22 protein-coding genes and 1 pseudogene are annotated in these 25,845 nt (G+C 43.7%); 18 read left to right on the top strand and 5 right to left on the bottom strand.

The features are described 5' to 3' along the window. Positions 1 to 134 precede the first annotated feature (134 nt). The 8 genes and pseudogenes from MKY18_RS09225 to MKY18_RS09190 all read left to right on the top strand — a co-directional run bounded on the left by MKY18_RS09225 (position 135) and on the right by MKY18_RS09190 (position 9,737). Positions 135 to 1,277 (top strand): acyl-CoA dehydrogenase family protein, encoded by a 1,143-nt coding sequence (locus MKY18_RS09225; RefSeq protein WP_044141333.1) that lies wholly within the window; start codon positions 135 to 137, stop codon positions 1,275 to 1,277. A gap of 42 nt (positions 1,278 to 1,319) precedes the next feature. Next, entirely contained in the window at positions 1,320 to 2,957 is a 1,638-nt protein-coding gene (locus MKY18_RS09220; RefSeq protein WP_342497817.1) for an AMP-binding protein, read from the top strand. 8 nt (positions 2,958 to 2,965) lie between these two features. Next, positions 2,966 to 4,315, top strand: a complete 1,350-nt coding sequence (locus tag MKY18_RS09215) for an acetyl-CoA carboxylase biotin carboxylase subunit (RefSeq protein WP_106065393.1) — start codon at positions 2,966 to 2,968, stop codon at positions 4,313 to 4,315. Then, positions 4,312 to 4,527, top strand: coding sequence for an acetyl-CoA carboxylase biotin carboxyl carrier protein subunit (locus MKY18_RS09210; RefSeq protein ID WP_185108774.1), 216 nt, complete (start codon positions 4,312 to 4,314; stop codon positions 4,525 to 4,527). The genes MKY18_RS09215 and MKY18_RS09210 overlap by 4 nt, the downstream gene beginning before the upstream one ends. Positions 4,528 to 4,538: 11 nt before the next feature. Next, positions 4,539 to 5,447, top strand: a complete 909-nt coding sequence (locus MKY18_RS09205) for a hydroxymethylglutaryl-CoA lyase (RefSeq protein ID WP_106065391.1) — start codon at positions 4,539 to 4,541, stop codon at positions 5,445 to 5,447. 14 nt (positions 5,448 to 5,461) lie between these two features. Next, positions 5,462 to 6,229, top strand: a pseudogene (locus MKY18_RS09200) (enoyl-CoA hydratase-related protein); the annotation flags it as partial. A gap of 33 nt (positions 6,230 to 6,262) precedes the next feature. Then, on the top strand, positions 6,263 to 7,786 hold the full coding sequence (locus MKY18_RS09195; protein WP_080773012.1) for an acyl-CoA carboxylase subunit beta: 1,524 nt from the start codon (positions 6,263 to 6,265) through the stop codon (positions 7,784 to 7,786). Between the two features lie 13 nt (positions 7,787 to 7,799). Continuing rightward, positions 7,800 to 9,737, top strand: coding sequence for an AMP-binding protein (locus MKY18_RS09190; RefSeq protein ID WP_342497816.1), 1,938 nt, complete (start codon positions 7,800 to 7,802; stop codon positions 9,735 to 9,737). A gap of 111 nt (positions 9,738 to 9,848) precedes the next feature. Here MKY18_RS09190 and cysI read toward each other — a convergent pair whose 3' ends face one another. Next, positions 9,849 to 11,567 (bottom strand): assimilatory sulfite reductase (NADPH) hemoprotein subunit, encoded by a 1,719-nt coding sequence (cysI, locus tag MKY18_RS09185; RefSeq protein ID WP_265209133.1) that lies wholly within the window; start codon positions 11,565 to 11,567, stop codon positions 9,849 to 9,851. 37 nt (positions 11,568 to 11,604) lie between these two features. Further along, positions 11,605 to 13,425, bottom strand: a complete 1,821-nt coding sequence (locus MKY18_RS09180) for an assimilatory sulfite reductase (NADPH) flavoprotein subunit (protein ID WP_065098143.1) — start codon at positions 13,423 to 13,425, stop codon at positions 11,605 to 11,607. A 275-nt stretch (positions 13,426 to 13,700) separates the two neighbouring features. Between MKY18_RS09180 and MKY18_RS09175 the strand changes: the two genes are divergently transcribed. Continuing rightward, entirely contained in the window at positions 13,701 to 14,108 is a 408-nt protein-coding gene (locus tag MKY18_RS09175; RefSeq protein WP_223252893.1) for a DUF3221 domain-containing protein, read from the top strand. 93 nt (positions 14,109 to 14,201) lie between these two features. On the opposite strand, the gene MKY18_RS09170 is transcribed toward MKY18_RS09175, so the two are convergent. Further along, positions 14,202 to 15,629, bottom strand: coding sequence for an aldehyde dehydrogenase family protein (locus MKY18_RS09170; RefSeq protein ID WP_065098141.1), 1,428 nt, complete (start codon positions 15,627 to 15,629; stop codon positions 14,202 to 14,204). Between the two features lie 211 nt (positions 15,630 to 15,840). On the opposite strand from MKY18_RS09170, the gene MKY18_RS09165 reads away from it, so the two are divergent. The 3 genes from MKY18_RS09165 to MKY18_RS09155 are packed head-to-tail and all read left to right on the top strand — an operon-like array spanning position 15,841 to position 17,467. Then, positions 15,841 to 16,266 (top strand): DMT family transporter, encoded by a 426-nt coding sequence (locus MKY18_RS09165; RefSeq protein ID WP_012010174.1) that lies wholly within the window; start codon positions 15,841 to 15,843, stop codon positions 16,264 to 16,266. Positions 16,267 to 16,279: 13 nt separating this feature from the next. Next, entirely contained in the window at positions 16,280 to 16,960 is a 681-nt protein-coding gene (locus MKY18_RS09160) for a Crp/Fnr family transcriptional regulator (RefSeq protein WP_342497815.1), read from the top strand. A 21-nt stretch (positions 16,961 to 16,981) separates the two neighbouring features. Then, positions 16,982 to 17,467, top strand: coding sequence for a DMT family transporter (locus MKY18_RS09155; RefSeq protein ID WP_044141344.1), 486 nt, complete (start codon positions 16,982 to 16,984; stop codon positions 17,465 to 17,467). Between the two features lie 10 nt (positions 17,468 to 17,477). On the opposite strand, the gene MKY18_RS09150 is transcribed toward MKY18_RS09155, so the two are convergent. Then, complete coding sequence (locus tag MKY18_RS09150; protein ID WP_342497830.1) at positions 17,478 to 18,884, bottom strand: phospholipase D family protein; 1,407 nt, start codon at positions 18,882 to 18,884, stop codon at positions 17,478 to 17,480. Between the two features lie 159 nt (positions 18,885 to 19,043). On the opposite strand from MKY18_RS09150, the gene MKY18_RS09145 reads away from it, so the two are divergent. From MKY18_RS09145 to MKY18_RS09125, 5 genes are all read left to right on the top strand, one after another. Next, positions 19,044 to 19,820: a MurR/RpiR family transcriptional regulator gene (locus tag MKY18_RS09145; RefSeq protein WP_113768443.1), complete on the top strand. Its 777-nt coding sequence runs from the start codon at positions 19,044 to 19,046 to the stop codon at positions 19,818 to 19,820. A gap of 130 nt (positions 19,821 to 19,950) precedes the next feature. After that, positions 19,951 to 20,865 (top strand): 1-phosphofructokinase, encoded by a 915-nt coding sequence (gene pfkB, locus MKY18_RS09140; RefSeq protein WP_342497814.1) that lies wholly within the window; start codon positions 19,951 to 19,953, stop codon positions 20,863 to 20,865. Positions 20,866 to 20,877: 12 nt separating this feature from the next. Continuing rightward, positions 20,878 to 22,296: a fructose-specific PTS transporter subunit EIIC gene (locus tag MKY18_RS09135; RefSeq protein ID WP_106067710.1), complete on the top strand. Its 1,419-nt coding sequence runs from the start codon at positions 20,878 to 20,880 to the stop codon at positions 22,294 to 22,296. 15 nt (positions 22,297 to 22,311) lie between these two features. Beyond that, the gene (locus MKY18_RS09130) at positions 22,312 to 22,770 is read left to right on the top strand and encodes a fructose PTS transporter subunit IIA (RefSeq protein ID WP_065098137.1); all 459 of its coding nucleotides are present in this window, start codon (positions 22,312 to 22,314) and stop codon (positions 22,768 to 22,770) included. A 2-nt stretch (positions 22,771 to 22,772) separates the two neighbouring features. Next, a complete protein-coding gene (locus tag MKY18_RS09125) occupies positions 22,773 to 23,642 on the top strand; it encodes a class II fructose-bisphosphate aldolase (protein ID WP_126741693.1) in 870 nt (289 codons plus the stop codon). A 39-nt stretch (positions 23,643 to 23,681) separates the two neighbouring features. On the opposite strand, the gene MKY18_RS09120 is transcribed toward MKY18_RS09125, so the two are convergent. Then, positions 23,682 to 25,202, bottom strand: coding sequence for an MDR family MFS transporter (locus tag MKY18_RS09120; RefSeq protein ID WP_342497813.1), 1,521 nt, complete (start codon positions 25,200 to 25,202; stop codon positions 23,682 to 23,684). Positions 25,203 to 25,371: 169 nt separating this feature from the next. Between MKY18_RS09120 and MKY18_RS09115 the strand changes: the two genes are divergently transcribed. Next, positions 25,372 to 25,791 carry a MarR family transcriptional regulator gene (locus MKY18_RS09115; RefSeq protein WP_260564597.1) on the top strand — a complete coding sequence of 140 codons (420 nt, stop codon included), beginning with the start codon at positions 25,372 to 25,374 and terminating at the stop codon, positions 25,789 to 25,791. The last annotated feature ends 54 nt before the right edge of the window (positions 25,792 to 25,845 follow it).

Raw genomic sequence — 25,845 nt, 5'->3', positions numbered from 1 at the left:
ATGAATGAGGATTTTCTTCGTTCATGCTTTTTTTCTATTATTTTTGTTTTAATTTTCTGAATTCACCCAAGCTTGGCATGAAGCAGCCACTTGATTAATAAATATGATAGAAAAGAGCCAAAGGGGGAAATATGATGGATTTTGAATTAACGAAAGAACAGCAAATGATCCGCCAGATGGTCAAAGAATTCGCCAAGGAAGAAATTGCACCACTCGCTCAAACCATTGATGAACAAGCTGTATTCCCAGCCCAAACTTTTCAAAAAATGGGGGAGCTCGGCTTGATGGGCATTCCTTTTCCAGAGAAATACGGAGGCTCAGGAGGAGATACAATCTCATATGCGCTCGCTGTAGAAGAAATCGGAAAACAGTGTGCCAGTACAGGTCTTAGCTATGCCGCGGCCGTTTCCTTAGGCGCAAGCCCGCTTTATTACTTCGGTACAGAGGAACAAAAAATGGATCACCTTGTCCCGCTGGCATCTGGAACAGCACTCGGTTCCTTCGGATTAACGGAGCCAAATGCAGGATCAGATGCTAAAGGGACGAAAACAAAAGCGGTCAAAGACGGACAAGAATATGTGATTAGCGGGGAGAAATGCTGGATCACAAATGCCAATTTTGCCAGAACCATTATCGTCACAGCGGTCACGGATCATGATGAGCACGGCCAGCCGATCATCTCCGCCTTCATTGTAGAAAAAGGGCAAAAAGGGCTGACCATTACAAATCCATACGACAAAATGGGGGTGCGCGGTTCAGATACAGCTGAAATCATTTTAGACAACGTACGTGTACCAGCGCATCATATATTAGGAGACCCAGCCAAAGGCTTCAAGCAATTTTTATATACATTAGACGGGGGACGCATATCCATTGCTGCCTTATCAGTTGGCATCGCGCAGGCTGCACTTGATGCCTCACTATCCTATGCTAAGGAAAGGAAGCAATTTGGGCAGACTCTTTCTTCCTTTCAAGCCATTCAGTTTAAGCTGGCAGATATGGCAATGCAAATAGAACTCGCTAGACAAATGGTGTGGAAAGCGGCCTGGCTGAAAGATCATGGCAAGCCATTTACAAAAGAAGCTGCCTACGCCAAACTTTTCGCTTCAGAAATGGCGACAAAAGCAAGTCTTGATGCTGTCCAAATTCACGGAGGAACAGGCTATATGAAAGAGTGCGGGGTAGAACGGCTTGTGAGAGATGCCAAGCTCATGGAAATCGGAGAAGGCACCTCTGAAATTCAGCGTTTAGTCATCGCAAGACAATTGTTAGCTTAAACCTGTTATGAAAACGCTTACTAATGATGGAGGAGAAAAATCATGATGTCGATTCATCCGCAAACGATTGGCTCCCTATTAAAAGAGAAAAAGGAGCAGCACCCAGCACATGAAGCCATTGTGTATCCAGAACGTTCATTACGTTATTCATACGAAGCGTTTTTTAGCGAGGTCAAAGAAACAGGAAAAGGTCTTATGGCATTAGGCGTTCAAAAAGGAGATCATATCGCCATCATGGCACCCAATGTACCTGAATGGCTCATGCTGCAATTCGCCTGCGCCTCCATTGGAGCCGTTCTTGTCACCGTGAATACGAACTTTCAATCACAAGAACTCGCTTACTTACTAAAGCACTCTGATAGCAGCATGCTGTTTATCGTTGATGGGTTTAAAGAGACATCATATGTCAGGATGCTTGAAGACCTCATCCCAGAGCTTCAAACAGCTCATCAGGGCGAAATCACTTCAACAGCATTTCCATATTTAAAAAGTGTCGTCTATATTGGCGAGCGCACGCCAAAGGGCATGCGCAGCTGGGACAGTATTCAAGCTGCTGCCAAAAGAACGGAGGATGATGAATGGGAGAAACGAATGGAGGAGCTGACTCCTGATGACGTCATTAATATGCAATATACGTCAGGGACAACCGGCTATCCAAAAGGCGTCATGCTCAGCCATACAAACATCGTCTGCAATGCCAGTCAAATCGCAGATTGCATGAAGCTCACCCGTGAAGACCGCATGTGTATCCCCGTTCCGTTTTTTCATTGCTTTGGGTCTGTTCTTGGCGTACTTGCTTGTCTCACAAAAGGTGGCACGATCATTCCAATTGAATCCTTCCACCCAGAGCGAGTCCTTCAAACAGTGGAAAAAGAGAAGTGCACGGTTCTTCACGGCGTCCCGACAATGTTCATTGCAGAGCTTGATCATCCGAATTTCCACAAGTACAATCTGTCTACATTACGCACCGGCATTATGGCAGGATCTCTCTGCCCATCCCATGTGATGAAAGCCGTCATTGAACAAATGGGTCTGAAGGAGCTCACGATTGCCTACGGCCAGACCGAAAGCTCACCTGTCATTACCCAAACAAGAACGGATGATTCAGTTGAAAGGCGGGTTCAAACAGTCGGCCGGGCGCTTCCTCACATCGAAGTGAAAATCACCGCCCCAGGTACCCCATATGAAGTACCAAGAGGAGAACAAGGCGAGCTGTGCACGAGAGGCTATCACGTGATGAAAGGCTACTATAAAAATGAAGAAGCCACAAATGAAGTCATTGATGAGGACGGGTGGCTTCATACAGGAGATTTAGCGGAGATGGATGAGGATGGCTATGTGAAAATCACAGGACGGCTGAAAGATATGATCATTAGAGGCGGAGAAAATGTTTATCCAAAAGAGATTGAAGACGTTCTTTACACGCATCCAGCCATTCTTGATGCACAGGTCGTCGGTATTCCTGACGAGACTTACGGAGAAGAAGCCGCCGCATTCATTCGGCTCAAACAAGGTCGCGCGGTGACGATTGAGACATTAACCAGCTACTGTCAGTCACAAATGGCACGCTACAAAATTCCGAAATATTTTTTCATCACAGACGAGTATCCGATGACCGCCTCAGGGAAGATTCAAAAATTTCGTCTGAAAAAACAGGCGCTTGATCTAATAAAGGAGTGAGGGCAGCGATGTTCAAAAAAGTATTGATCGCCAATCGAGGCGAAATTGCTCGTCGAATTATTCGGACTTGTAAAAGGCTCGGGATCAACACCGTGGCTGTTTATTCAGAGGCAGATCAGCATGCGCTTCATGTGCAAGAAGCAGACAGCGCCTATCTGATTGGAGGTGCAAAAGTATCTGAAAGCTATTTAAACATGGAAGTGATCATTGAGGTAGCCAAGCAGACAAATACAGACGCCATCCACCCTGGGTATGGCCTTTTATCAGAAAATGCCGCCTTTGCTGAACGGTGCCGCAGCGAAGGAATCGCTTTTATTGGTCCATCTGCACAGGTCATTCAGCGCATGGGGAATAAAATTGAAGCGAGAAAAACGATGGATCATACGGGAATCCCCATTGTACCTGGCGTTTCAGCACCTCTCCATGACGCAGAAGAAGGAGTCAGTAAAGCGCAGTCACTCGGTTATCCGATCATGCTCAAGGCATCCAGCGGAGGCGGAGGTATCGGCATGCAGCTTGTCCGAAATGATGAGGAGCTGCGTAAAGCTTTTGAGGGAAATCAAAAAAGAGCGCAAAGTTTTTTTAACGACGGGACGCTTTATATGGAAAAGGTCATTGAAGACGCGCGGCACATTGAAATCCAGGTCCTCTTTGATTCATTCGGCCACGGGGTTCACTTATTTGAGCGCGACTGTTCACTCCAGAGAAGACACCAGAAAATCATCGAAGAAGCACCAGCTGCCTGTCTCGATGAATCCGTAAGACAAGAGATGGGACGGGTGGCGGTGAAAGCAGCCAAAGCCATTGGCTATGAAAATGCAGGGACAATTGAATGTTTAGTCGATCAAAATCAACAATTTTACTTTCTAGAGATGAACACGAGATTACAAGTAGAGCACCCTGTCACAGAAGAAATTACAGGTATTGATCTTGTCGAAGAGCAACTGAAAATCGCTGCATCAGAGCCGCTTTCCTTCAATCAGGAGGACATTCATCAAATCGGGCATGCCATCGAGGTCAGAATCTATGCGGAGGACCCCGTCACCTTTTATCCGTCACCAGGAACAATCACTCGGCTATCTATACCAGAAGCTCCCTATATACGCCATGAATCAAGTGTGACAAGCGGGAGCGTCATTACCCCATATTACGATCCAATGATTGCGAAGATGGTCGTTTACGGTGATACACGAAAACTTGCAATAGAACGATTAAACGTTGCGTTACAAGCATATGAAATAGAAGGGATCAAAACCAACTTACCGCTTTTGAGGGAAATGGCTGGATCATCTGCTTTCTTACGTGGCAGCATCACAACCGATTTTCTCATGAAAAAAAGGGAGGGGAACCGTTCATGAAAACGGTCACGATACAAATGGCGGGAAACTTATGGAAGCTTCTTGTGAAACAAGGCGATGAAGTGCAAAAAGGGCAGGAGGTCGCTATCTTGGAATCAATGAAAATGGAGATTCCAATAGTGGCAGAAGAGGAAGGTGTCATCAGCAAAGTGTATAAAGCAGAGGGAGAATTTGTCGATGAAGGGGAGGTTCTTTTAGAGCTGACAGAATAGGAGGGAGCGAGATGGCATTACCAAAACGTGTACTTATTAGGGAGGTCGGCCCGCGGGACGGATTGCAAAATGAATCCACTTGGCTTGACACAAGTGAGAAGCAAAGATGGATTGAACTGCTCACAGCAGCCCGGCTCCCTTATATTGAAGTCACCTCATTTGTTCATCCTAAATGGGTCCCAGCCTTAAAAGATGCCAAAGAATTAGCCCAATCCTTACACAAAAAAGGCGACATCACCTATGCAGCACTCATTCCTAACGAAAAAGGCTTAGCTCACTTTTTTGAAGCAAATCTTGACACAGGCGCTATGTTTATCTCTTCGAGTGAAACGCATAACAAAAAGAATATGAATCAATCCATCCACGAAACACTTCCTGTCATCAAACAAATGACAGCTGATTTAAAAGCAGCCGGAAAACACACACGCGCATATATTTCCACCGTGTTTGGCTGCCCTTATGAACATCAAGTGCCAATGGATCAAGTATTGCGGTTAACGGATATACTGCTCTCTTATGGCATTGATGAAATATCACTCGGCGACACCATTGGAGAAGCCCATCCGCTTCAAGTAGAAAGGCGCTTAGACATTTTACTTGAACGTTTTCCTGCTGATAAAATCGCTCTTCATTTTCATGATACGAAAGGGATGGGTCTTGCCAATATTTATACGGCATTAAAAGCGGGAATCACCACATTTGACGCCTCTAGCGGCGGGCTAGGCGGCTGTCCATATGCGCCTGGCTCTAGCGGAAATGTCGCGACAGAAGATGTCGTGCATATGCTTCAAAAACTAGGAATCGAAACCAATATCGATTTTCCAGCATTGATAAAAGCGGCAGAATGGATCGAAACAAAAGTAAATCGAACCCTGCCTAGTCATTGTTTACGTGCTTTTCACTCTCATACTACTTCATAAAGGATGAATGTGACATGACATCATTGGTCAATTTTACGATACAAGATGAACAGATTGGGATCATGACCTTAAACAGACCAGAACAAGCAAATTCCCTATCTGCTGCGATGCTTGAGGAGATCAATCAACTCATTCAAGAAATCAAACATGATGAAAGCATCCGCTGCCTGCTCATGACAGGAGCTGGTTCTAACGTTTTTTGCGCAGGTGCTGATTTAAAAGAGCGACGATTGATGACAGAAGAAGAAGCAAAAGCGGCAGTTCTGTCAATTCAGCAAACCTTTACAGAAATTGAATCCCTTCCTGTACCTGTTATTGCCGTCATGAATGGACACGCACTTGGCGGAGGACTTGAGCTCGCGCTAGCTTGTGATATTCGCATCGCACGAGCCGGAGCAAGACTCGGTCTGCCAGAAACAGGACTAGCTATCATACCAGGGGCAGGAGGGACGCAGCGGCTTCCGCGTGTCGTCGGACTTGGTAAAGCAAAAGAACTGATTTTTACAGGTGCTTCATTACAAGCTGAAGAAGCCATTCAAATTGGACTAATTGAGCACCTCTCTTTAGCAGATTCCCTTATGAATGACGCCATTTCCCTCGCAAAACAAATCGCCAAAAACGGCCCAATTGCTTTAAAAGAAGCGAAACGAGCGATTCAAATGAGTCTTGATCACGATCTGCGTACAGGTTTGATGAAGGAATACGAAGCCTATGTACGGCTCATTGATACAGAAGATCGAATGGAGGGCCTTCAAGCTTTCCAAGAAAAACGAACGCCTCAATACAGAGGCAACTACCAAGAAAGGGGAATGGGCATGATTGAAGAATATGAAGTGAAAAAACAGCGGATTGTCAAAGGAGGAGCCGAACGATACCATCAAAAAAACAAAGAAAAAGGAAAATTGTTCGTCCGTGACCGGCTCCAGTTGCTATTAGATCAGGATTCGTTCATTGAGGATGCGATGTTTGCCGAGTGTAAAGATGAGCATTTACCAGCAGATGGTGTTGTCACAGGGACAGGGCGGATGAATGGGCAAACCGTATGCGTTATGGCAAATGATTCTACTGTCAAAGCTGGATCATGGGGCGTCAAAACGGTAGAAAAAATCATTAGAATCCAAGAAACAGCGGAAAAGCTCAACTGCCCGATGCTGTATTTAGTCGACTCTGCGGGTGCAAGAATCACCGATCAAATTGCAATGTTTCCAGGCAGAAGGGGAGCGGGACGCATTTTTTATAACCAGGTGAAGCTGTCTGGACGTATCCCGCAAGTTTGTTTACTATTTGGTCCTTCTGCGGCAGGAGGTGCTTACATTCCTGCTTTTTGTGACATCGTTGTGATGGTCGAAGGGAATGCCTCGATGTATTTAGGCTCTCCGAGAATGGCCGAAATGGTGATTGGAGAAAAAGTAACACTTGAAGAAATGGGCGGAGCAAACATGCACTGCAGCATATCAGGATGTGGTGATATTTTAGCCAAAACCGAGGAAGAAGCGATTCAAATCGCTCGCGACTATTTAACCTACATGCCTGCCAACTATACAGAGAAACCAAAACCGGCAGCCGCAAAAGCACCTAAAGCATCTGAGATGACCATCCAAGGCCTTATTCCTAAAGGGCAAAATACCCCTTTTGATATGTATCAGCTCATTGATTTACTCATTGATGAAGGATCATTTTTTGAAATTAAAAAACTGTTTGCCGCAGAGCTCATCACAGGCTTTGGCCGAATGAACGGGCAGCCTGTCGGTCTTATTGCTAACCAGCCGAGGGTAAAAGGCGGGGTGCTGTTCCATGACTCAGCTGATAAAGCCGCTAAGTTTATTCAGCTATGTGACGCCTTTCATATCCCGCTCCTTTTCCTTGCGGATATACCGGGATTTATGATCGGAACAAAAGTGGAACAAGCTGGTATTATCAGACACGGGGCGAAAATGATCTCCGCTATGTCAGAGGCAACCGTTCCGAAAATATCAGTCATTGTGCGTAAAGCATACGGTGCAGGTTTATATGCAATGGCAGGACCAGCGTTTGAACCAGACTGCTGTCTCGCTCTTCCATCGGCACAAATTGCTGTCATGGGGCCAGAAGCGGCTGTAAATGCTGTCTATGCAAATAAGATTACTGAATTGCCTGTTGAAGAGAGAGCTGCATTTATCCATGAGAAACGCAAGGAATATCAAGAAGATATGAATATATATGAGCTTGCTTCTGAAATGATTGTCGACGGCGTCATCCCGTTCGACCACTTGCGAGACGAGCTTTGTCATCGCTTCCAAGCCTATTCCTCAAAAGAGATGACATTTACAAGACGAAAACATCCGGTCTATCCGGTCTAAAGGGGGCATCCTCATGATGAACCTGAAACCAGCATGGATACCGGAAGAGCAAATGATCAAACAGACACGTCTTTACAAATGGATGCACTCACTTGGTTTTTCTACTTATGATGCATTCTATAAAGCTAGTATCGAGCGTACCGATTGGTTTTGGAGAGAAGCTGAAAAGGCGGTCGGTATCAAGTGGAAAATGCCGTACGAAGCCGCATTAGGTCAAGATTCATTCATGTGGCCGAACTGGTATAAAGGAGGTCAACTCAACATAACCGAAACGGCCGTGGACAAATGGGCAGAGAACGAAGATGCGCAGCATCAGCCAGCCGTGATTTGGAAAAACGAGATGGGCGAAGAGAGGAAATGGACGTATCTCGATCTTCAGGAAAAGGTGAATCGCCTCGCTGCTGGCTTTTTGAAGAATGGGCTTCAAAAAGGAGATGTGGCAGTCATTTATATGCCGATGCTTCCTGAAACGGTCGCTGTCATGCTAGCCTTTGCGAAAATTGGCGTTATCTTTAGCCCCGTCTTCTCCGGGTATGGAAGCGAGCCTCTTGCGGTACGTATTCGTGCGTCAAGTGCAGCCATTGTCGTCACAGGCTCAGGCATGACGCGCCGCGGGAAGAAGATCAATATGCGGGAATGTGCAGCAGAAGCCATAGGCAAAACCACGACCGTCAAAACCGTCATTGTACACACCTCCTCTGATACTGAATATGAAGGAGATATCAGGCTAAATGATTTGTTAAAAGAAGATCCGATAAGTGAAACGACCTATCTCTCAAATGAAGAGCCTCTCATGATCTTATACACTTCTGGAACGACTGGTACGCCAAAAGGAGCAGTCCATACACACGCAGGATTCCCTGTAAAAGCAGCTTTTGATGCCGGTCTTTGTATGGACGTTGCAAAAGGAGACCGCTTGTTTTGGCTCACAGACATGGGCTGGATGATGGGGCCATTTCTCGTCTTTGGGGGCTTGATCAATGGAGCTGCGATTGTTTTATATGACGGCGCACCCGATTATCCAGATGAACAGCACCTCTGGTCATTCATTCACGAGCAAAAGGTCACCCACTTTGGGCTTTCTCCTACGTTTGTTCGATCTGCGATGCAGCAAAATCTTGCAGGTATAAAGTTGCCGCATGTCAAAGCCATCATTTCTACAGGTGAGCCGTGGAATGAAGCACCATGGCAATGGCTTTTTGACAAAATCGGTCAAAAGCACATTCCTATCCTAAACTATTCAGGAGGAACAGAAGTCTCTGGCGGAATTGTAGGAAGTACGCTGCTTCGCCCAATTAAGCCAGTCCTTTTTAATGCGGCGATTTTAGGAATGGCAGCTGATGTATATAATGAAGCAGGTCAGAGCGTCATAAATGAAGTAGGAGAGCTCGTTGTGAAAAAGCCATGGGTTGGCATGACATGTGGGTTTTGGAAAGATCCTGAGCGTTATGAAGATACGTATTTCAAACGATTTGATGGGGCATGGACACATGGGGATTGGGTGGTGCAATCAGAGGATGGCACGTTTCATATCACTGGCAGATCAGATGATGTCATTAATACAGCAGGAAAACGAGTCGGTCCAGCAGAAATTGAATCCATTCTTGTCGGACACCCAGCTGTACACGAGGCAGCAGTGATTGGGGTAAAGGATGAGGTGAAGGGGGAGGCACTCGTATGCTTCATCGTGACCAGCTCACAGTCTTGTGACGAAACAAAACTGATTCAAGAGCTCAAAACTCATGTTGGTTCAAATGCAGGAAAAGCGCTCACGCCAAAGGAAATTCATCTTATTTCAGCTTTACCGAAAACAAGAAACGGAAAAATCGTCCGGCGTTTATTAAAAGGAGCTTATGAACAGCAGCCTTCACCAGATCTTTCTTCTTTAGACAATCCTCATGTGTACAAAAGCATTTGCGAGTACTTGAAACGGAAACAGAACAGCGTGTAAACAAGAGCCCTCGCATCGGTGTTCAGGTCTGCGTGCCGGTACTCGTTCTTCCTAGGGCTGCAAAGATTTTCTATCACACTGAAAAAAGACAGGAGAGTGTCCTGTCTTTTTCTATTGCACATGAAAATTCGTGCCATCTGTTGTTTCTTTGACAATCCCTGCCCGAACGACAAAATCACCGAAATGTTCTTGGTCTTCTCGTTCTTTTGCATAGCGGGGGAGAAGAGAGCCAAGCTCGTTTAAAATCTCTTCCTCACCAACATTTTCACGGTACAGCTTACTTAATCTGCTGCCATCAAATGCAGCACCAAGATACATGTTGTATTTGCCAGGTGATTTGCCGATAAAGCCAATTTCACCTAGCGCATGACGGGCACATCCATTTGGACAACCAGTCATACGAATCGTGATTTCTTTATCACTCAAGCCGTTTTCTTCAACAATCTCTTCTATTTTATCAATCAAGCGCGGGAGGTAGCGTTCTGCTTCTGCCATCGCTAAGCCGCATGTTGGAAGAGAAACACAAGCCATTGAACTGCGGCGGAGTGCAGAGTGCTGCTGACCATCTGATAAGCCGAACTCCTGAATGAGCTGCTCGATTTGTTTCTTTTTATGAGAAGTGACATTTCCAATGATCAAATTTTGATTCGCTGTTAAGCGGAAGTCACCTGAATGAATCTTTGCGATTTCACGAATACCTGTCATCAGCGGATAATCATCATAATCTATGATGCGTCCGCCTTCTACAAACATCGTATAATGCCATCTGCCATTGATGCCTTTTACCCAACCATAGCGGTCCCCATTATGATCAAAGTGATAACCTCTTGCGTCTAAAAGGGCAAACCCGAGGCGGCGCTCCAGCTCTTCTTTTACATTCTCAAGACCAAGGCGGTCCACTGTATATTTAAAACGGGCATTTTTTCGCACCGAACGGTTTCCATAGTCACGCTGAATGGTAATCACTTGTTTCGCAATCTCTACAACTTGTTCCGGTGTACAAAAGCCAATCACTTTTGCAAGCTGAGGATAGGTCGCTGCATCACCATGAGTCATGCCCATTCCGCCGCCAATTGCGACATTAAAGCCGATCAATTGCTCATTTTCGATGATCGCAATGAAGCCTAAATCCTGCGAAAAGACATCAATATCATTAGCAGGAGGGACCGCCACACCAATTTTGAATTTCCTTGGTAAATAAAGCGGGCCATACATCGGTTCAACTTCCGTATCTGGCGTTGCCGCAACCTTTTCCTCATCAAGCCAAATTTCGTGATACGCCCTTGTTTGCGGGAGCAGGTCATCACTTAATTTTTTCGCCAGCTCGTAGACATCATGGTGCACTTCTGATTGATAGGGGTTTGATGTACACATGACATTCCGGTTCACGTCGCCGCAAGCAGCAATTGTATCAAGCATAGTAGAATGAATGTCTTGTATGGTTTTTTTCATGTTCCATTTTAAAATACCGTGAAGCTGAAAAGTTTCACGAGTAGTCAGCTTTAACGTACCGTTTCCGTATGTGTGAGCAAGCTCATCCATCACAAGCCACTGCTTAGATGTGGCGATTCCGCCAGGCAGGCGTACGCGCAGCATAAATTGATAGGCTGGCTCAAGTTTTTGTTTCTGCCGTTCATTTCTGAGGTCTCGATCATCCTGTAAATAGCTGCCGTGATGCTTCATCAGGCGATTGTCATCATCAGGAATTCCCGCTGAAATCGGATCAAGCATTACTTCTTTTAACGTACCCCGTAAATAATCACTTTTTTCTTTGATTTCTTCTACGTCGCTCGGAGGTCCATCCGGCGCTGTTAATGCTGTCTTCACCATGTAAGTAAAAGCTCCTTTCTTTCAAGCATCAAGTCCATTAATATACGTCGCGCTGATAGCGTTTTTGCTGCTGCAAGTTAGCTAGATAGCTTTCTGCTTTCTCTTTGCTCATCGCTCCTTCTTCTTGGATAATCGATAGAAGGGTATGATGAACATCATGCGCCATATGCTTTTCATCTCCGCAAACATATACATAGGCACCTTGCTCCAGCCATTCGAATAATTCTTTACTTTGCTTCTTCATTTGATGCTGAACATATACTTTTTCCTCTGAATCTCTTGAAAAGGCCACATCCATTTTCGTTAAGACGCCATCTTTTAACCACTTTTGCCATTCGGTTTGATATAAGAAGTCCGTCACAAAGTGCTGATCGCCGAAGAATAACCACGATTTTCCGCTTGCACCGATTTCTTCTCGTTCCTGCATAAACGAACGGAAAGGGGCGATACCTGTACCTGGTCCCACCATAATGATCGGTGCATCAGGGTTTTCAGGAAGCTTAAAGTTTTGATTGTGCTGAATATAAACAGGCAGCGTATCACCTGGTTCTAAGCGCTCTGCGCATAGAATGGAGCAGACACCTTGACGTTCTCTCCCGTGCGCATCATATCTCACAGCACCGATCGTCAAGTGAACTTCTTCTTCATTCGCTTTCAGACTGCTTGCAATCGAATAAAGGCGGGCAGGAATTTTTCTTAAAATCGCAGTAAAGTCTGCGGCTGTTCCTTCAAAAGGACCGAAGTCGCGTGCAGCATCGACTAAATCTCTTCCTGCTAAATACGCTTTTAACTTTTCTTCATTTCCTTCTTCAAAAAGGGCATGGAGTGCTTCATTTTTCGTCAAGTCCGCCAACTTTTGAAGAAGGGGTTTTGTTAATACTGTAATCTCAAAATGTGAGGTAAGTGCTTCTTTTAAAGGAAGAGTGTCACCGTTTTTATGAACAGTTACGGCTTCTTCCACGCTCCATCCACATGTCGTGATCAGTTCATCAACAAGCGCAGGATCATTTGTTGGATAAATTCCAAGGCTGTCACCTGGTTCATAAACAAGTCCTGATCCTTCTAGTGAAAGCTCCAAATGGCGGGTCTCTTTGTTAGAGCCGCGGCCATTTAGATTGATATTTTCAAGAACTTCCGCATAAAAAGGATTCGTTCTTGAGTATTCAGAAGCTGCTGTTTGGCTGTATGCTCCTGCTGAATCTTGCGGGAATGCTGCGGCTTCTCCTTCGCTAAGTGACGATGCCACCCCTTGAAGCCATTCAGAAAACGGCTCATCATAATCAAGGTCACAATCCACTCGATCTGTCAGGCGCGTTCCGCCAAGTTCTTTGAAGCGCTCATCAAATTCTTTTCCAGTCTGACAGAAGAATTCGTAGGAGCTGTCGCCTAGCGAAAGAACAGAAAAGTTTAAATGATCAAGCTTTGGCGCACGTCTACCATGGACATATTCATGGAAAGAAAGGGCATTATCAGGCGGATCTCCCTCGCCATGTGTGCTGACGATCATCAGTAAATTGTGTATTTTTTTCAGATTATTTGGTTTAAAATCTGACATAGAAGAGAGCGTCACTTGAAAACCTTTCTCCTCAAGATGCTGCGCTGTCTTTTTCGCTAATCCTTCAGAATTGCCTGTTTGTGAGCCATAAATGACGGTCACATCTTTACTGACAGGCTGCGCAGGTGCTGCGGCAGAAGGAGAAGGGGCTAGAGTAGCTGTTTCTGATCCGGCTAGAGCTGCTTGTGCTGATAAATAACCGGTAAGCCAAATTTTTTGTTGATCTGTTAAAGTCGGAAGCAGCTGATTGAGCAAGTCTGCCTGCTGCTGACTAAACGGACTGTTTAATACATGAAGTTGCAACGATATCCACCTCACAAGGAATATAAACATAGATTAATTCGATAGGAATTATATATATAGGTTCAATTTGAACTTTACCGAAAGTTTGCCATTAAGTAAAATATATAATATTGATTGTCATGATTAAGATTTCTAATACCTTTACAAGATGAATGAGCTTGAGGGTAAATTATCTTTAAATGTATAAAGTATCTTAAGAAAATGCGCTGTAATATAAGCCGTTTTGATCTAAGAATGTTAGACTTGAAGAAGCATTGAAGGGGCGTATAAAGTTGATGCAATTTAAATTTAAAAAAATAATAAGTGTTCGATTTGTCATCGTGATTTTTTTCATTTTATTAGGAGGGTGCCACTCTACAACAAAGGACAATATAAAGAATCCACACAATCAAAATAAAATAGCAACGCCTTTTTCAAAAAAAGGCATAGTGCTATATAAAGGGGAGACTGGTTTACTTCTTATTAACAATAAAACTCCTATAAAACGCGATTATTCATTAGATACTCCTCTTCTTGTCGATAAATATAAACACGATCTCATCATAATGGATTTAACGAAAGTTGATACTAAAGAGCTGTCACAGGGGCAAACGATTGAGATTTGGTTTGATGAGTTACAAGAATCGTTTCCTCCAAAAGCAACAGTCGAAAAATACAACATCCTTATGGATAAGAATAAATAAGGGAGTAGTAAGCAGTTCTTAAAATTCGAAATGGGTTCTTATTAATTAAATAAAAAGGGGAGAAAAACCCTAGAGTTTTTCTCCCTTCTCAATTTATGCCGTTGGAAGTCCCATCACAGCTTTCACTTCTAAATATTCCTCGATGCCGAAGTCTCCCCATTCTCTTCCGATACCTGATTGCTTAAAACCGCCAAATGGGGCAAAGTAATCTGTTTCGGCATTGTTAATGGTGATTTGGCCAGCGCGAATATGTTCAGCGACATATTTTAATGTTTTTTCATCTTTTCCAACAACATACCCGGCAAGACCATACACTGTATCATTGGCGATCTCAAGGGCATGATCGAGATTCTGATACGTGATGACACTCATGACTGGTCCAAAGATTTCTTCTTGTGCAATGGTCATGTCATTTTTCACATTGGTGAAAATGGTATGCTTGGCGAAATATCCTTTATCGATTCCGTCTGGCTTTCCAGTTCCCCCAGCAAGAAGGGTAGCACCTTCTTCGATTCCTTTTTCAATATAAGATTGCACGGTATCCCATTGTTTTTTAGATACAAGCGGGCCTGTAGCATGATCTTCTCTTGGATCACCAACTGTAAACTTCGGCAGGGCATTCAGCAGCGCTTTTTCAAACTTGTCTTTCATTGATTCTGGAACAAGCACACGCGTAGCTGCAGAACACACTTGCCCTGTATTCATCGCAATATGCTGAATGGCAGTTTCAGCAGCCACATCCACATCTGCATCATCTAAGACGATAAGAGGGGATTTCCCGCCAAGCTCAAGAGCCACTTTCTTCACATTGTCCGCTGCGTTTTCCATAATTTTAGAGCCAACAGCACCTGATCCAGTAAATGAAACAAAGTCAATATCAGGATGTGAGCTAATGCCGTCACCAATCACGTCACCCGTTCCGTTCACTAAGTTGAAGACTCCTTTTGGTACACCAGCTTCATCAATAATTTCTGCAAGAATCATCGCAGCAAAAGGTGTAATTTCCGCTGGCTTTAAGACAACTGGTGAGCCTGCCGCAATAGCACCTGCGATTTTAAGAGATGTTTGATTCGTCGGGAAGTTCCACGGTGTAATCAATCCACTGACACCAATCGCTTCTTTTATAATGGTATGTCCGCCGCGGTCCTCGGTAAATGTATAAGATTTAAGTGCTTCCGCTGCTTTAGAAAAATGTTCAGAGCCCATTTTGTAATGAACTTCTTCTGATACTTTCAGCGGTGCACCGAGCTCTTGTGTCATCACTTCTACAAGTTCATCTTTGCGTTTTTCGTAGCCGCGCACAATGTTTTCCAGCATCTTCACTCGGTCATTTCGAGATGTTTTGGAGAAAGAAGGGAAGGCGGCACGAGCTGCTTTCACTGCCTTATCTAAATCTTCTTTTGTTCCTAAGCTAATGGTGCCAATGACTTCCTCCGTCGCAGGATTGATGACCTCTGTCGTTTCGTTTCCTGTTGATGCAACCCATTCTCCGTTAATAAAATGTTTCTCTTGATTTCTCATTCTGACATGTCTCCTTTTTATATGTGATTCATTCAATATTCTGTTTTCTGCTGATATAAAACTGTACCCACTGTGAAAAATCTAAAACGAACAAACTGCAAAAGAAAAAGTTTCTGATATAATACGCAAAGTGGGACATATGTCCTTTTCAACCGACGGGCATGTATCATTTAATGGAACTAGACTGAAAAAAGAAGGAGCTTTTGAACGAATGAAAGGTGTTATTTTCGCTTTATTAGGAGGCGCTTGTATTACACTGCAAGGCGTAGCCAACGCAAGAATTAGCCAGGATATCGGTACATGGCAGGCAGCCACCATCACGCAGCTGACCGGCTTTATCATCTCGCTCGTCATTTTACTCATCGTACGAGACGGACACTTCAGGGAATATCGAAAGGTGCAGCCACTTTATTTAATAGGCGGCGCATTTGCAGCGATTATTATTTTTAATGAAGTCACCGCGATTCAAATCATCGGTGTGACACTCACTATCGCAGCGTTACTCATTGCACAGCTTGCTTTTACCTTTGCAATTGATGCAAAAGGATGGTTTGGTGTACAGAAGAAGAAAATGAAATGGCCACATTACGCAGGAATTTTATTGATGGTCACAGGTGTGATCATTTTAAAACTATAAAGGAGGGCGTCAGATGGAGGAACTTCAAGATGAATCTCTTTTTGCCTCATATATGAAGGCACATCAATTAGAAAGTGTCTTTCATCAAAAGCTCATATCACACGTGAGTTTGTGGCGCTATGAGCAAGGGGAGCTCATTTGTTCAAAAGGGGATAAGAGGGAGTACCTGTACTTGTTAGTGAAAGGAAAATTAAAGATTTTCACGACAACAAAAGAAGGGAAAACCTTTATTCTTAGCTTTAAACATCCCCTTGAAGCGATTGGAGATATTGAATACGTTCAGCAGACTGACATGGTCAATACAGTCGAAGCGGTCACAGAAGTACATATGTTAAGGGTTTCTCATCAAGCGCTCATGCGCCATGCGAAGGAGGACCCACGCGTGTTAACCTTTCTGCTAAAAGGGATCACAAACAAATTTTATACAAAATCAAACGATTTGAGTTTCCACCTGTTATATCCTGTGGAGGTCAGGCTTGCAAGCTACATATTGTCTGTTGTCACAGATGATGACAGCGCGAGCGCCCTTCGTCTCGTTGATGCAGCAAGCTTAATCGGTACGAGCTACCGTCATATTAACCGAGTCATTCAGCAATTTAGTGAAAAAGGATTGATAGAAAGGCAGAGAGGAAAGATTACGATTTGTGACCGCAAAGGGCTCCTAGAAATAGCAGAGCACAACATTTATGAATAGAAGAAATGAAGGGATTTATATATGATCATAGGAATAGTATTAGCCATCACGGCTGGCGCACTCGTCAGCTTACAAACCATTTTTAACAGTAAGGTCAATGAGCAGACAGGCTCTTGGTCAACGACAACCCTCGTTCTTGGAATGGGCTTTATTGCTTCTCTCCTGATGGGGCTCTTACTAGAGGGGACTGGCATGTTTCGATTAAGACATATGGAAGCCTGGTACTGGATCAGCGGGGCCATTGGGGTAGGAGTGGTCATTTGTCTTGTTCAGAGTATCAAACGTCTTGGACCGACTTATGGCATCTCGATTGTCCTCACGTCACAGCTGGGCTGCGCGCTTTTGTTTGATTCGCTTGGCTGGCTTGGGTTAGAAAAAGTAGAATTCTCTTTGACAAAACTATTAGGTGTTATTGTGATTGTAGCTGGGATTTTGGTGTTTAAATTGACCAAATTGGAGTCGGCAGAAACAGATCAATCGCAAGAAAAAGGGCTGCCACAAGAGTAGCTGCCCTACTTTATATCAATCGCCGCCATAAAACCGTTATCGCGGATAATCCATTTAAAAGGAGCCTTTTCATCAAAGGCTTTTTTTTCTGTCCATAAGCGCTCGCATGAAGGACTGTTCGATCTTTAGCTACGAGATAACTGTAGGCGATTTTTCGTTCAATTGCCTGTGTAAGTGATAACGCAAACGGGGTACTGTCAATGACCAAAATTGACTCTGTGTTTAAAAAACTAGACCTCGCATCTAAGTTATATGTCCCAATAATACTCAAGTAATCATCAATCACCATTGATTTCGCATGAATGGAATACGGGCCTTCATATTCATACAAGTGAACGCCTGTTTTCATCAGTTCCTTTTTTGTGCTTAAATACCCTGCAAAGGCCAACGGATTTGGCGTCGCTGTAAGAGAATTCGTAACAACTGTCGTCTGGATCTCACTAGGTAAGGGAGTGAGTCCGGCTTTCATTGGGCGTGTTGGGATGACATATGGCGTCTGTATGAGCACAGAACGCTTTGCTCGGTGCGCAAGATCGTTCAGCTTTTTCAACACAAGCGGCCGCTTATTAAAGCGTTCCACAGGATTTGTAAAAAAGGCAATCTGTTTCACAGAAATGGTATCTGCTGCCCAGTTAAAGGATGACATCACAAAAGGTTCTTTCGTGCGCATGGCTTCTTGATAGGATCTGAGCAGCTGTTTTCTTAGCTTTAACCCTTTTTTCGCTTTTGCCTTGGAAAACACATCTTTTGTTCTTTTCGTAAAATCATGATTCCATAAATAAACGAAATATTGCTCCATTTCATCTAACACTTTTCCCTTTTTCGCGTTATATAGCAGCACATCACGGTCAAAAGCAAAGTCTTTGGGCGGCTGGTCTGCAAAGTATTTATCACCGATATTTCTTCCGCCCATCACAGCCACTCGGCCATCTGCTAGTAGCAGCTTATCGTGTAGCCGATTATGCCACGTCCATGGCTTGAACAAACGAAAGGGCTCATAAAAACGAATCGACATGTTCGGATGATTTGCTACTGCATAGCGCAAATGCTTCAGCGGCCCGCGCAAACTGTGGCAGATGCCATCTAACAACAGCTGCACTTTCACACCTCGATCAGCTGCTTCAATTAAAGCACCTAGTATCCATTCGGCTGTTTTTCCCTTTTGAATGGAGTAGTAACTGAGGCGGATCATCTTCTTTGCCTCACGAATCATTTGGAGCCTCACCTGACCAGATTCAAACCCGTCGTCAAGAAGCATCACTTGATTTGTCCCCTGATCGTCTCCTGAGATAGAAGAGGCTTTATAAATGCAATGTTCTTTGCATGTTTTTCGAAACGGTAAATAAAACAAGACAAATGCGGTCAAAAATACATAGACGACATAAAGAAGGATGAGATAAAACAAAAGATGAAGCAACATGATCAGCTCCTTTCACACAGACACAACTTTTCCTTAGTGTATGTCAAAAATGAAATTTCACTCATTTTGGCTCTCTAACAAAATATATGACAAAAGAATCATCTTGTTTTTATTAGGCATTTAATTATAGTATGAAATGAGTAAGGGGGAATCGAATTGAATGAACCACTATTTAACATTCCAAGCGAAGTGTATCAAACGCTAAGTGAAACAGAACGTTATTTACTCCATTATATTCACCAACATTTAGAGGATATCTCCACCTTATCCATCGTCACATTGAGTGAAAGAGCGAATGTGTCGACAGCCACAATTGTCAGGCTGATGAAAAAAATTGGCTACAACGGCTATACATCCTTTAAATATCGATTGAAACAAGAAAAGAAAATGACCGATGCAAGCGATCAGCTCAAAAACATTGATGAAGACATCAAACTAGCGATTCGGAAAAACGAAGAAGAGGTTTTAAAAACGATCCAGCTGCAAAGTATTGGGCAAATTGAAGATGCCGTTCAAAAAATACATAATGCGGACAAAATTTATATTTTCGGCAGAGGCTTCTCAGAGATGATTGCCAAAGAAATGACCATCAAATTACAGCTCATCGGAAAAACATGCGAAGTACATGACGATCCGAATATCATTCGGCTGAAATCGAGAGATATCAGTAAAAACGAACTTGCGATCTTTGTTTCATTAAATGGCGAAACAGCAGAGCTCGTTGAAGCGTGTCAAAATCTTAGCATGAGGCAAGTCACGACCATTACCGTCACAACGAGAATAGATTCTACATTAAGCAAAATATCAGATATGACTCTAGTCGGATATAAAGGCGAACAATCTTTCTTCCCAGATTATGAGGTCAGATCGCGTTTGTCTCTTCATGTCATTGCCCGCATTTTACTAGATGCCTACGTGATTCGAATGAAATAATCAATAAAGAAGCCTTCGAGACTTTGATCTAGAAGGCTTTTTGTCATGAAAACCTTTACACAATCTGAAAACATTTTCACTCCTGCGTATGAGATACTTTCTTTAGAGAAAAGAAAGAAGGTGAAACCAATTGATTTATACCTGCACCTTAAATCCTGCTATTGACCTATATATTGCATTAAAAGAAATGAAGGCAAATGCAGTCAACCGCACCGAAGATGAAGATTATCAGCCGAATGGCAAGGGAGTCAATGTCTCCATTATGCTAAAGAAATATGGATTCACCAGCACTGCATTAGGATTTATTGCTGGGTTTTCAGGCTCTTATATTGAACAATCCTTAAAGGACCTTTCCATTCAAACCGATTTTATCTCAGTTGAAGGAATTACACGCATTAATGTTTTTATTAATACAACAGAAGAATACAAGCTCGTGAACCAAGGACCTGCGATTGAAGAAAAAGCACTTCACGCCTTTCGTGAAAAAATAGCGGCCATCCCGCAGGGGGACATCCTGATCATGTCAGGCAGCCTGCCAAAAGGCGTACCAGCCAGCATTTTTTCAGAAGTAGCAGCTATTTGTCATCAGAACAACGTCAAGTTTATTTTAGACACAAGCTCCGCAGCAGTTCTTGAGACGCTTCAATACAAGCCGTATTTATTAAAACCGAATGAAGAAGAAATCGCTGCTTTTTTCGGCAAAACACAGCCTATGTCAGAAAAAGAACTCATTCAATCAGGAGAAAAGCTCATTGAGATGGGTGCAGAGCAAGTGCTTATTTCCCGCGGGGGAGAAGGGGCTTTGTTCATTACGAAAGACGCCGTCTTAAAAGGAAACGCACCGACAGGCATTGTAGTAAATACAGCTTGCTCTGGAGATGCGATGCTCGCAGCCTTTCTTAGTAAACAGCTTGAAGGTCATTCATCTGAAGAGTGCTTACGTTACGGCATTGCAACTGGCGCATCTACTGCATTTTCTAAAGGCTTAAGTGATTTACATGACATTCATTCATTAATTGATCAAGTACACATTGACAAGATATAAGGGGGAATAGACATGAGCCGCAAAAAAATTGTCGCTGCAACTGGCTGTCCAACAGGCATTGCACACACATTTATGGCAGCTGAGGCATTAAAAATAGCTGCTGAGCAACTAGGGGTCGACATCAAAGTCGAAACGCATGGTCAAGTAGGAATTGAAAACGCTTTAACCGATCAAGACATTCTGGAGGCCGATGGGGTCATTGTCGCAGCTGACAAAGATGTAAATACAGATCGTTTTCACGGCAAACCACTGATTGAAGTGCCTGTTGCGAAGGGTATCCGCACGCCAAATGAACTGATCCAAGGCATTATCAATGGAGAAGCTCCCGTTCATCAAGTGAAAGGAAGAGCTACTGGAACAGAAAAAACATCTGCTTCTTCTTCACCAGCTCAACAAAAGTCGGCGAATAAGTGGATACACACCATCTACAAACATTTAATGAACGGTGTATCACACATGCTTCCATTTGTTGTTGGAGGCGGGGTCTTAATTGCTTTATCTTTTCTATTCGGTATTTACTCAGCTGATCCTCAGCATGAAACGTATCATCCGTTTGCAGCCTATTTGAAAAGCATTGGTGGACTCAGCTTTAGCTTAATGGTGCCTATTTTAGCAGCATTTATCGCTGATTCAATCGCCAGACGACCAGGGATGGTTGTCGGATTTATCGGCGGCCTGCTTGCAAACGATGGAGGCGCTGGATTCTTAGGTGGTATTATCGCAGGTTTTGCAGCAGGGTATATCATCGTACTCCTTCAATTCCTGCTTCAAAAATTACCTGCATCACTTGACGGATTAAAATCAATCTTCATCTATCCTGTCATCGGTATTTTCTTAATTGGGGCTGTGATGACACCTCTATTAGTTCCAATCACGGGGCTAAATAATTCATTAATGGATTTTCTCTCAGCTGTTCAATCCACGAATCCGCTGCTCTTAGGTTTAATTGTTGGAGCGATGTGTGGATTTGACATGGGAGGACCTTTTAACAAAGCAGCCTATGTCACAGGAACGGCTTTACTTGCAGAAGGTAACCTTTACTTCATGGCAGGTGTGTCAGCAGCATGTATCACACCACCGCTTATTATTGCGATTGCCACAACGATTTTCCGAAAACATTTCACACCGCAGGAACGAAATGCAGGGGCCATCAACTATATTCTAGGAGCGACACATATAACAGAAGGGGCCATCCCATTTGCGGCAAAGAACCCGATCGTTGTCCTGCCAATTATCATGTTTGGTTCCGCCATCTCTGCTATATTGACGTATCTCTTTGGCGTACAGGTTCCAGCTCCGCATGGCGGGTTCCTTGTCCTTCCAGTCGTCACAGGCGCATTCCAGTGGGTACTATCCATACTGATCGGATCACTTGTAGGTGCCATTCTATACGGACTTTATCGTAAAAAAATAGACAAACCAGCAGTTTAATAGGGAGGAAGAGAAATGATGGAACATATTTATATGAATCTTCATGAAACCGCGTCGTCACAGGCTGGCGTTTTCGCAGCCATTGCTGACATTGCCTACAAAGCAGGTATTTGCACATCACCAGAAGATGTTAAAAAAGGCTTAGCTGAAAGAGAAGCACTGAGCACAACTGGATTTCAAGATGGATTTGCTATTCCGCATACACAAACAGACGCCATCACGAAACCAGCACTCGTGATCGTCCGCACGGAAACAGGCATTGAATGGGACGCTTTTGATGGGAAGCCTTGCTTTTTCTTCTTATCCTTACTGATCCCCAAAAATGAAGCAGGGACCACTCATCTAAAGGCCCTTTCTGCCCTTTCACGAGGATTAATGGATGAAGCGAAACGACAAAAGCTACTTGAAACAAGAACAAATGAAGACATGCTGACTGTTTTAGAAACAGATATTTTAACGAGAGAGGATGTTTGATCATGCCTTTACTATCAACAACACCGATGCTTGAGACTGCGAAAAAAGAAAAATACGGAATCGTTGCATTCAATGTACATTCCTTTGACAGTATTTATTGGGTGCTCGAAACGGCCGCAGAATTAAAATCACCTGTCATTTTGCAAACAACGGTTGGAACAGTTCAATCTCTTGGAGCAAAAGCGATTGCAGATACAGTCAAAGCGGCGGCTGATCAATATCAAATCCCAATTGGTCTGCACCTCGATCACTGTACGGACTTTGATGTGATTCTCACCTGTATTCGCGCGGGATATACATCCGTCATGATCGATGCATCGATGCATTCATATGAAGAAAATGTTCGCCGCACAAAAGAAGTTGTGGACCTCGCATTAAAAGTAGGGGTGAACGTTGAAGCAGAATTAGGCAAGGTAGGCGGCGTAGAGGATGATATCGTCGTCGATGAAAAGGATGCTGAAAAAGCTATTCCATCAGAATGCCGTCAATTTGTAGAAGAAACTGGGGTACCAACTTTAGCGCCTGCAATTGGTACCGCACATGGCATTTATAAAGGGGTTCCGGATATTGACTTTGACCGCATTGAACAAATTGCATCACTGGTCAATGTTCCCCTTGTGCTGCACGGCGGTTCCGCTGTACCGGATGAAGACGTCAGACGATGTGTGGCACTTGGTATGGCAAAGGTCAATGTCTCAACTGAATTAAAAAATGCGTACTCTGAAGCCATCCGCGATCATTTTTCAAACGAACCAGAAAGCTTAGATCCACGTATGTATTTACAAAAAGCAAAACAAGCAGCAAAAGATATGGTCACATCGAAAATACGGATCGTTGGCAGTGAGGGCAAAGCCCTTCCTCTATATCAGTGAAACAAAAAAGCAGAGCCGCTTAAGCTCTGCTTTTTCACATTATTCGTTTTCTTTCATTTCATTTGATGTGTGTACCCGTGCATTTCCCATAAACAGGACCGTAATCGCTGCAAGGGCAATAGGAAACAATGCAATCAAAAATACGTACGTAATACTTTGTGACATCGCATCGATGACTTTATTTAAAATATCAGGCGGAATTTGTGAGCGGGCACCTTCTTGGAAAATGGCTTGTGGATCGCCAATTTGAGAAGGGGCGCCTTTCATTCCGCTAAAGGCATCTGCTAAGCGATTCGATAGGACATTGGTTTGAATCGTCCCAAAAATCGTGACACCAAGTGTCATCCCAAGTGATCTCATAAATGAATTGGTCGAGTTTGCACTGCCTCGGTAACGAGGGGCAAGATCATTCATTGAAGCTGACGGCAGAAGGGAGAAACTGAAGCCGACACCAAATCCTGATATCATCATAAAGATTGTAAGCCACAGTCTAGCTGAATCTGGTGACATATTGGCAAGGAGCAGCATCCCCGCGAAAAATGAAATAACAGAGATCGTCATAAGACGTCTGAAAGGCACTTTCGTCTGCATCGTTCCGCCAATCATACTGCCAATGACAGACCCAATCATCATTGGTGTTAAAATGAATCCTGCACTAGTGGCAGATTCACCGTACACCGCCTGAACGAAAATAGGAATGAAGACGGCAAGAATAATAAATGTTCCACCATATAAAAACGCCAAAATTTGAGATGTCGCAAATAAACGATTTTTAAACATCCAAAATGAAATAATCGGTTCCTCCGCTTTACGCTCAACAATAAAGAAGATGGTACCAAACACAAGAAACACGGCAAAAAGTGTGAGGATTTGCACTGAATCCCACGCATAAGATTTACCACCAAGCTCAAGAGCGAACATCAAGCTCACAACCGCCACGACAAGTGTGATAGCACCTGACCAGTCAATTTTCTGCTTGCGATGTTCTAGCGATTCCCGGTAGTATCTGGCAATCAAGACCACACTAACAATACCAATTGGCACGTTAATATAGAAAACCCAATGCCAGCCGATTGAATCTGTGATAATAGCTCCTAATAGTGGTCCTAGTACACTCGATAAACCAAACACTGCACCAAACATACCGGACATTTTTCCGCGTTTTTCAGGCGGGAAGATATCAAAGATGATCGTAAACGCGATTGGAAGAAGGGCACCGCCTCCAAGCCCTTGAATGGCTCGGTAAATAATGAGCTGATCCATCGTTTGTGCGATACCGCACAGCGCAGATCCAATTAAAAAGAAAATAAGTCCAAACAGAAAAAAACGCTTTCGACCATACATATCAGAAAGCTTTCCGTAAATCGGCATTCCAGCCATTACTGCCACCATATAAGAAGCCGTCACCCAAGCAAATTTATCAAAACTGCCCAAATCTGCTACGATGCTTCCCATTGCTGTTGCAACAATGGTATTGTCCATCGCCGCCATAAAAATTCCTAACAGCAAACCGATGACAACTAAGCGAGTGGATGCCTTGCCTTTATCCACATGATTCATTCATTTACCTCCTGCTTACGTTCTCTCCTTATTTTTGCTATGATCAACTTAAATATAAAGGAAGAGAACATTTATCTTGATGATCAAGATAAATTGATTTTAAAGGGAGGAGAACAAGTTGTCAATAAAGAACGACGCAGAAGACAGAGCAGACCTGATCATCCATACAATGAGGCGCCTCGCCACACGAACGGTTTTATTCCACCAAGCGGCCGCACAATCGCTTGGTCTTTTCCCAACAGACCTCAAATCAGCCGATTTATTAAACGAACTCGGGCCGCTCACAGCAGGAGAATTAAGTGAAAAAACAGGTCTTAGCTCAGGTGCGGTCACAGCTCTGATTGACCGCCTTGAAAAAGCAGGCTACGTCAAAAGAGAAAAGGACCCAAAGGACAAACGAAGAGTCATCATCGTTCCATTAACGGCAGGGAAATCACAAGTAAAAGAACTCTTCCAATCCTTATCGGCATCAACAAAACAGCTTACAAACGAATACAAACGAGAAGACTTAGACTTAATCATTCAATTTATTACCGAAGCAGCAGATATTATGGACCAAGAGCTACAATTGCTTAAGTCTAAGTCGTAAGAGAGCACACTGTTGCGGGTGTGCTTTTTCTATGAGCTGTTCAAATAAGGTAGC

The sequence above is a fragment of the Bacillus sp. FSL R7-0672 genome (assembly GCF_038601465.1).
In the GTDB taxonomy this organism is placed as follows: domain Bacteria; phylum Bacillota; class Bacilli; order Bacillales; family Bacillaceae; genus Bacillus; species Bacillus pumilus.
The sequence above is the reverse complement of the archived record's forward strand: the minus strand, read 5'-3'. Positions and strand labels throughout refer to the sequence as shown.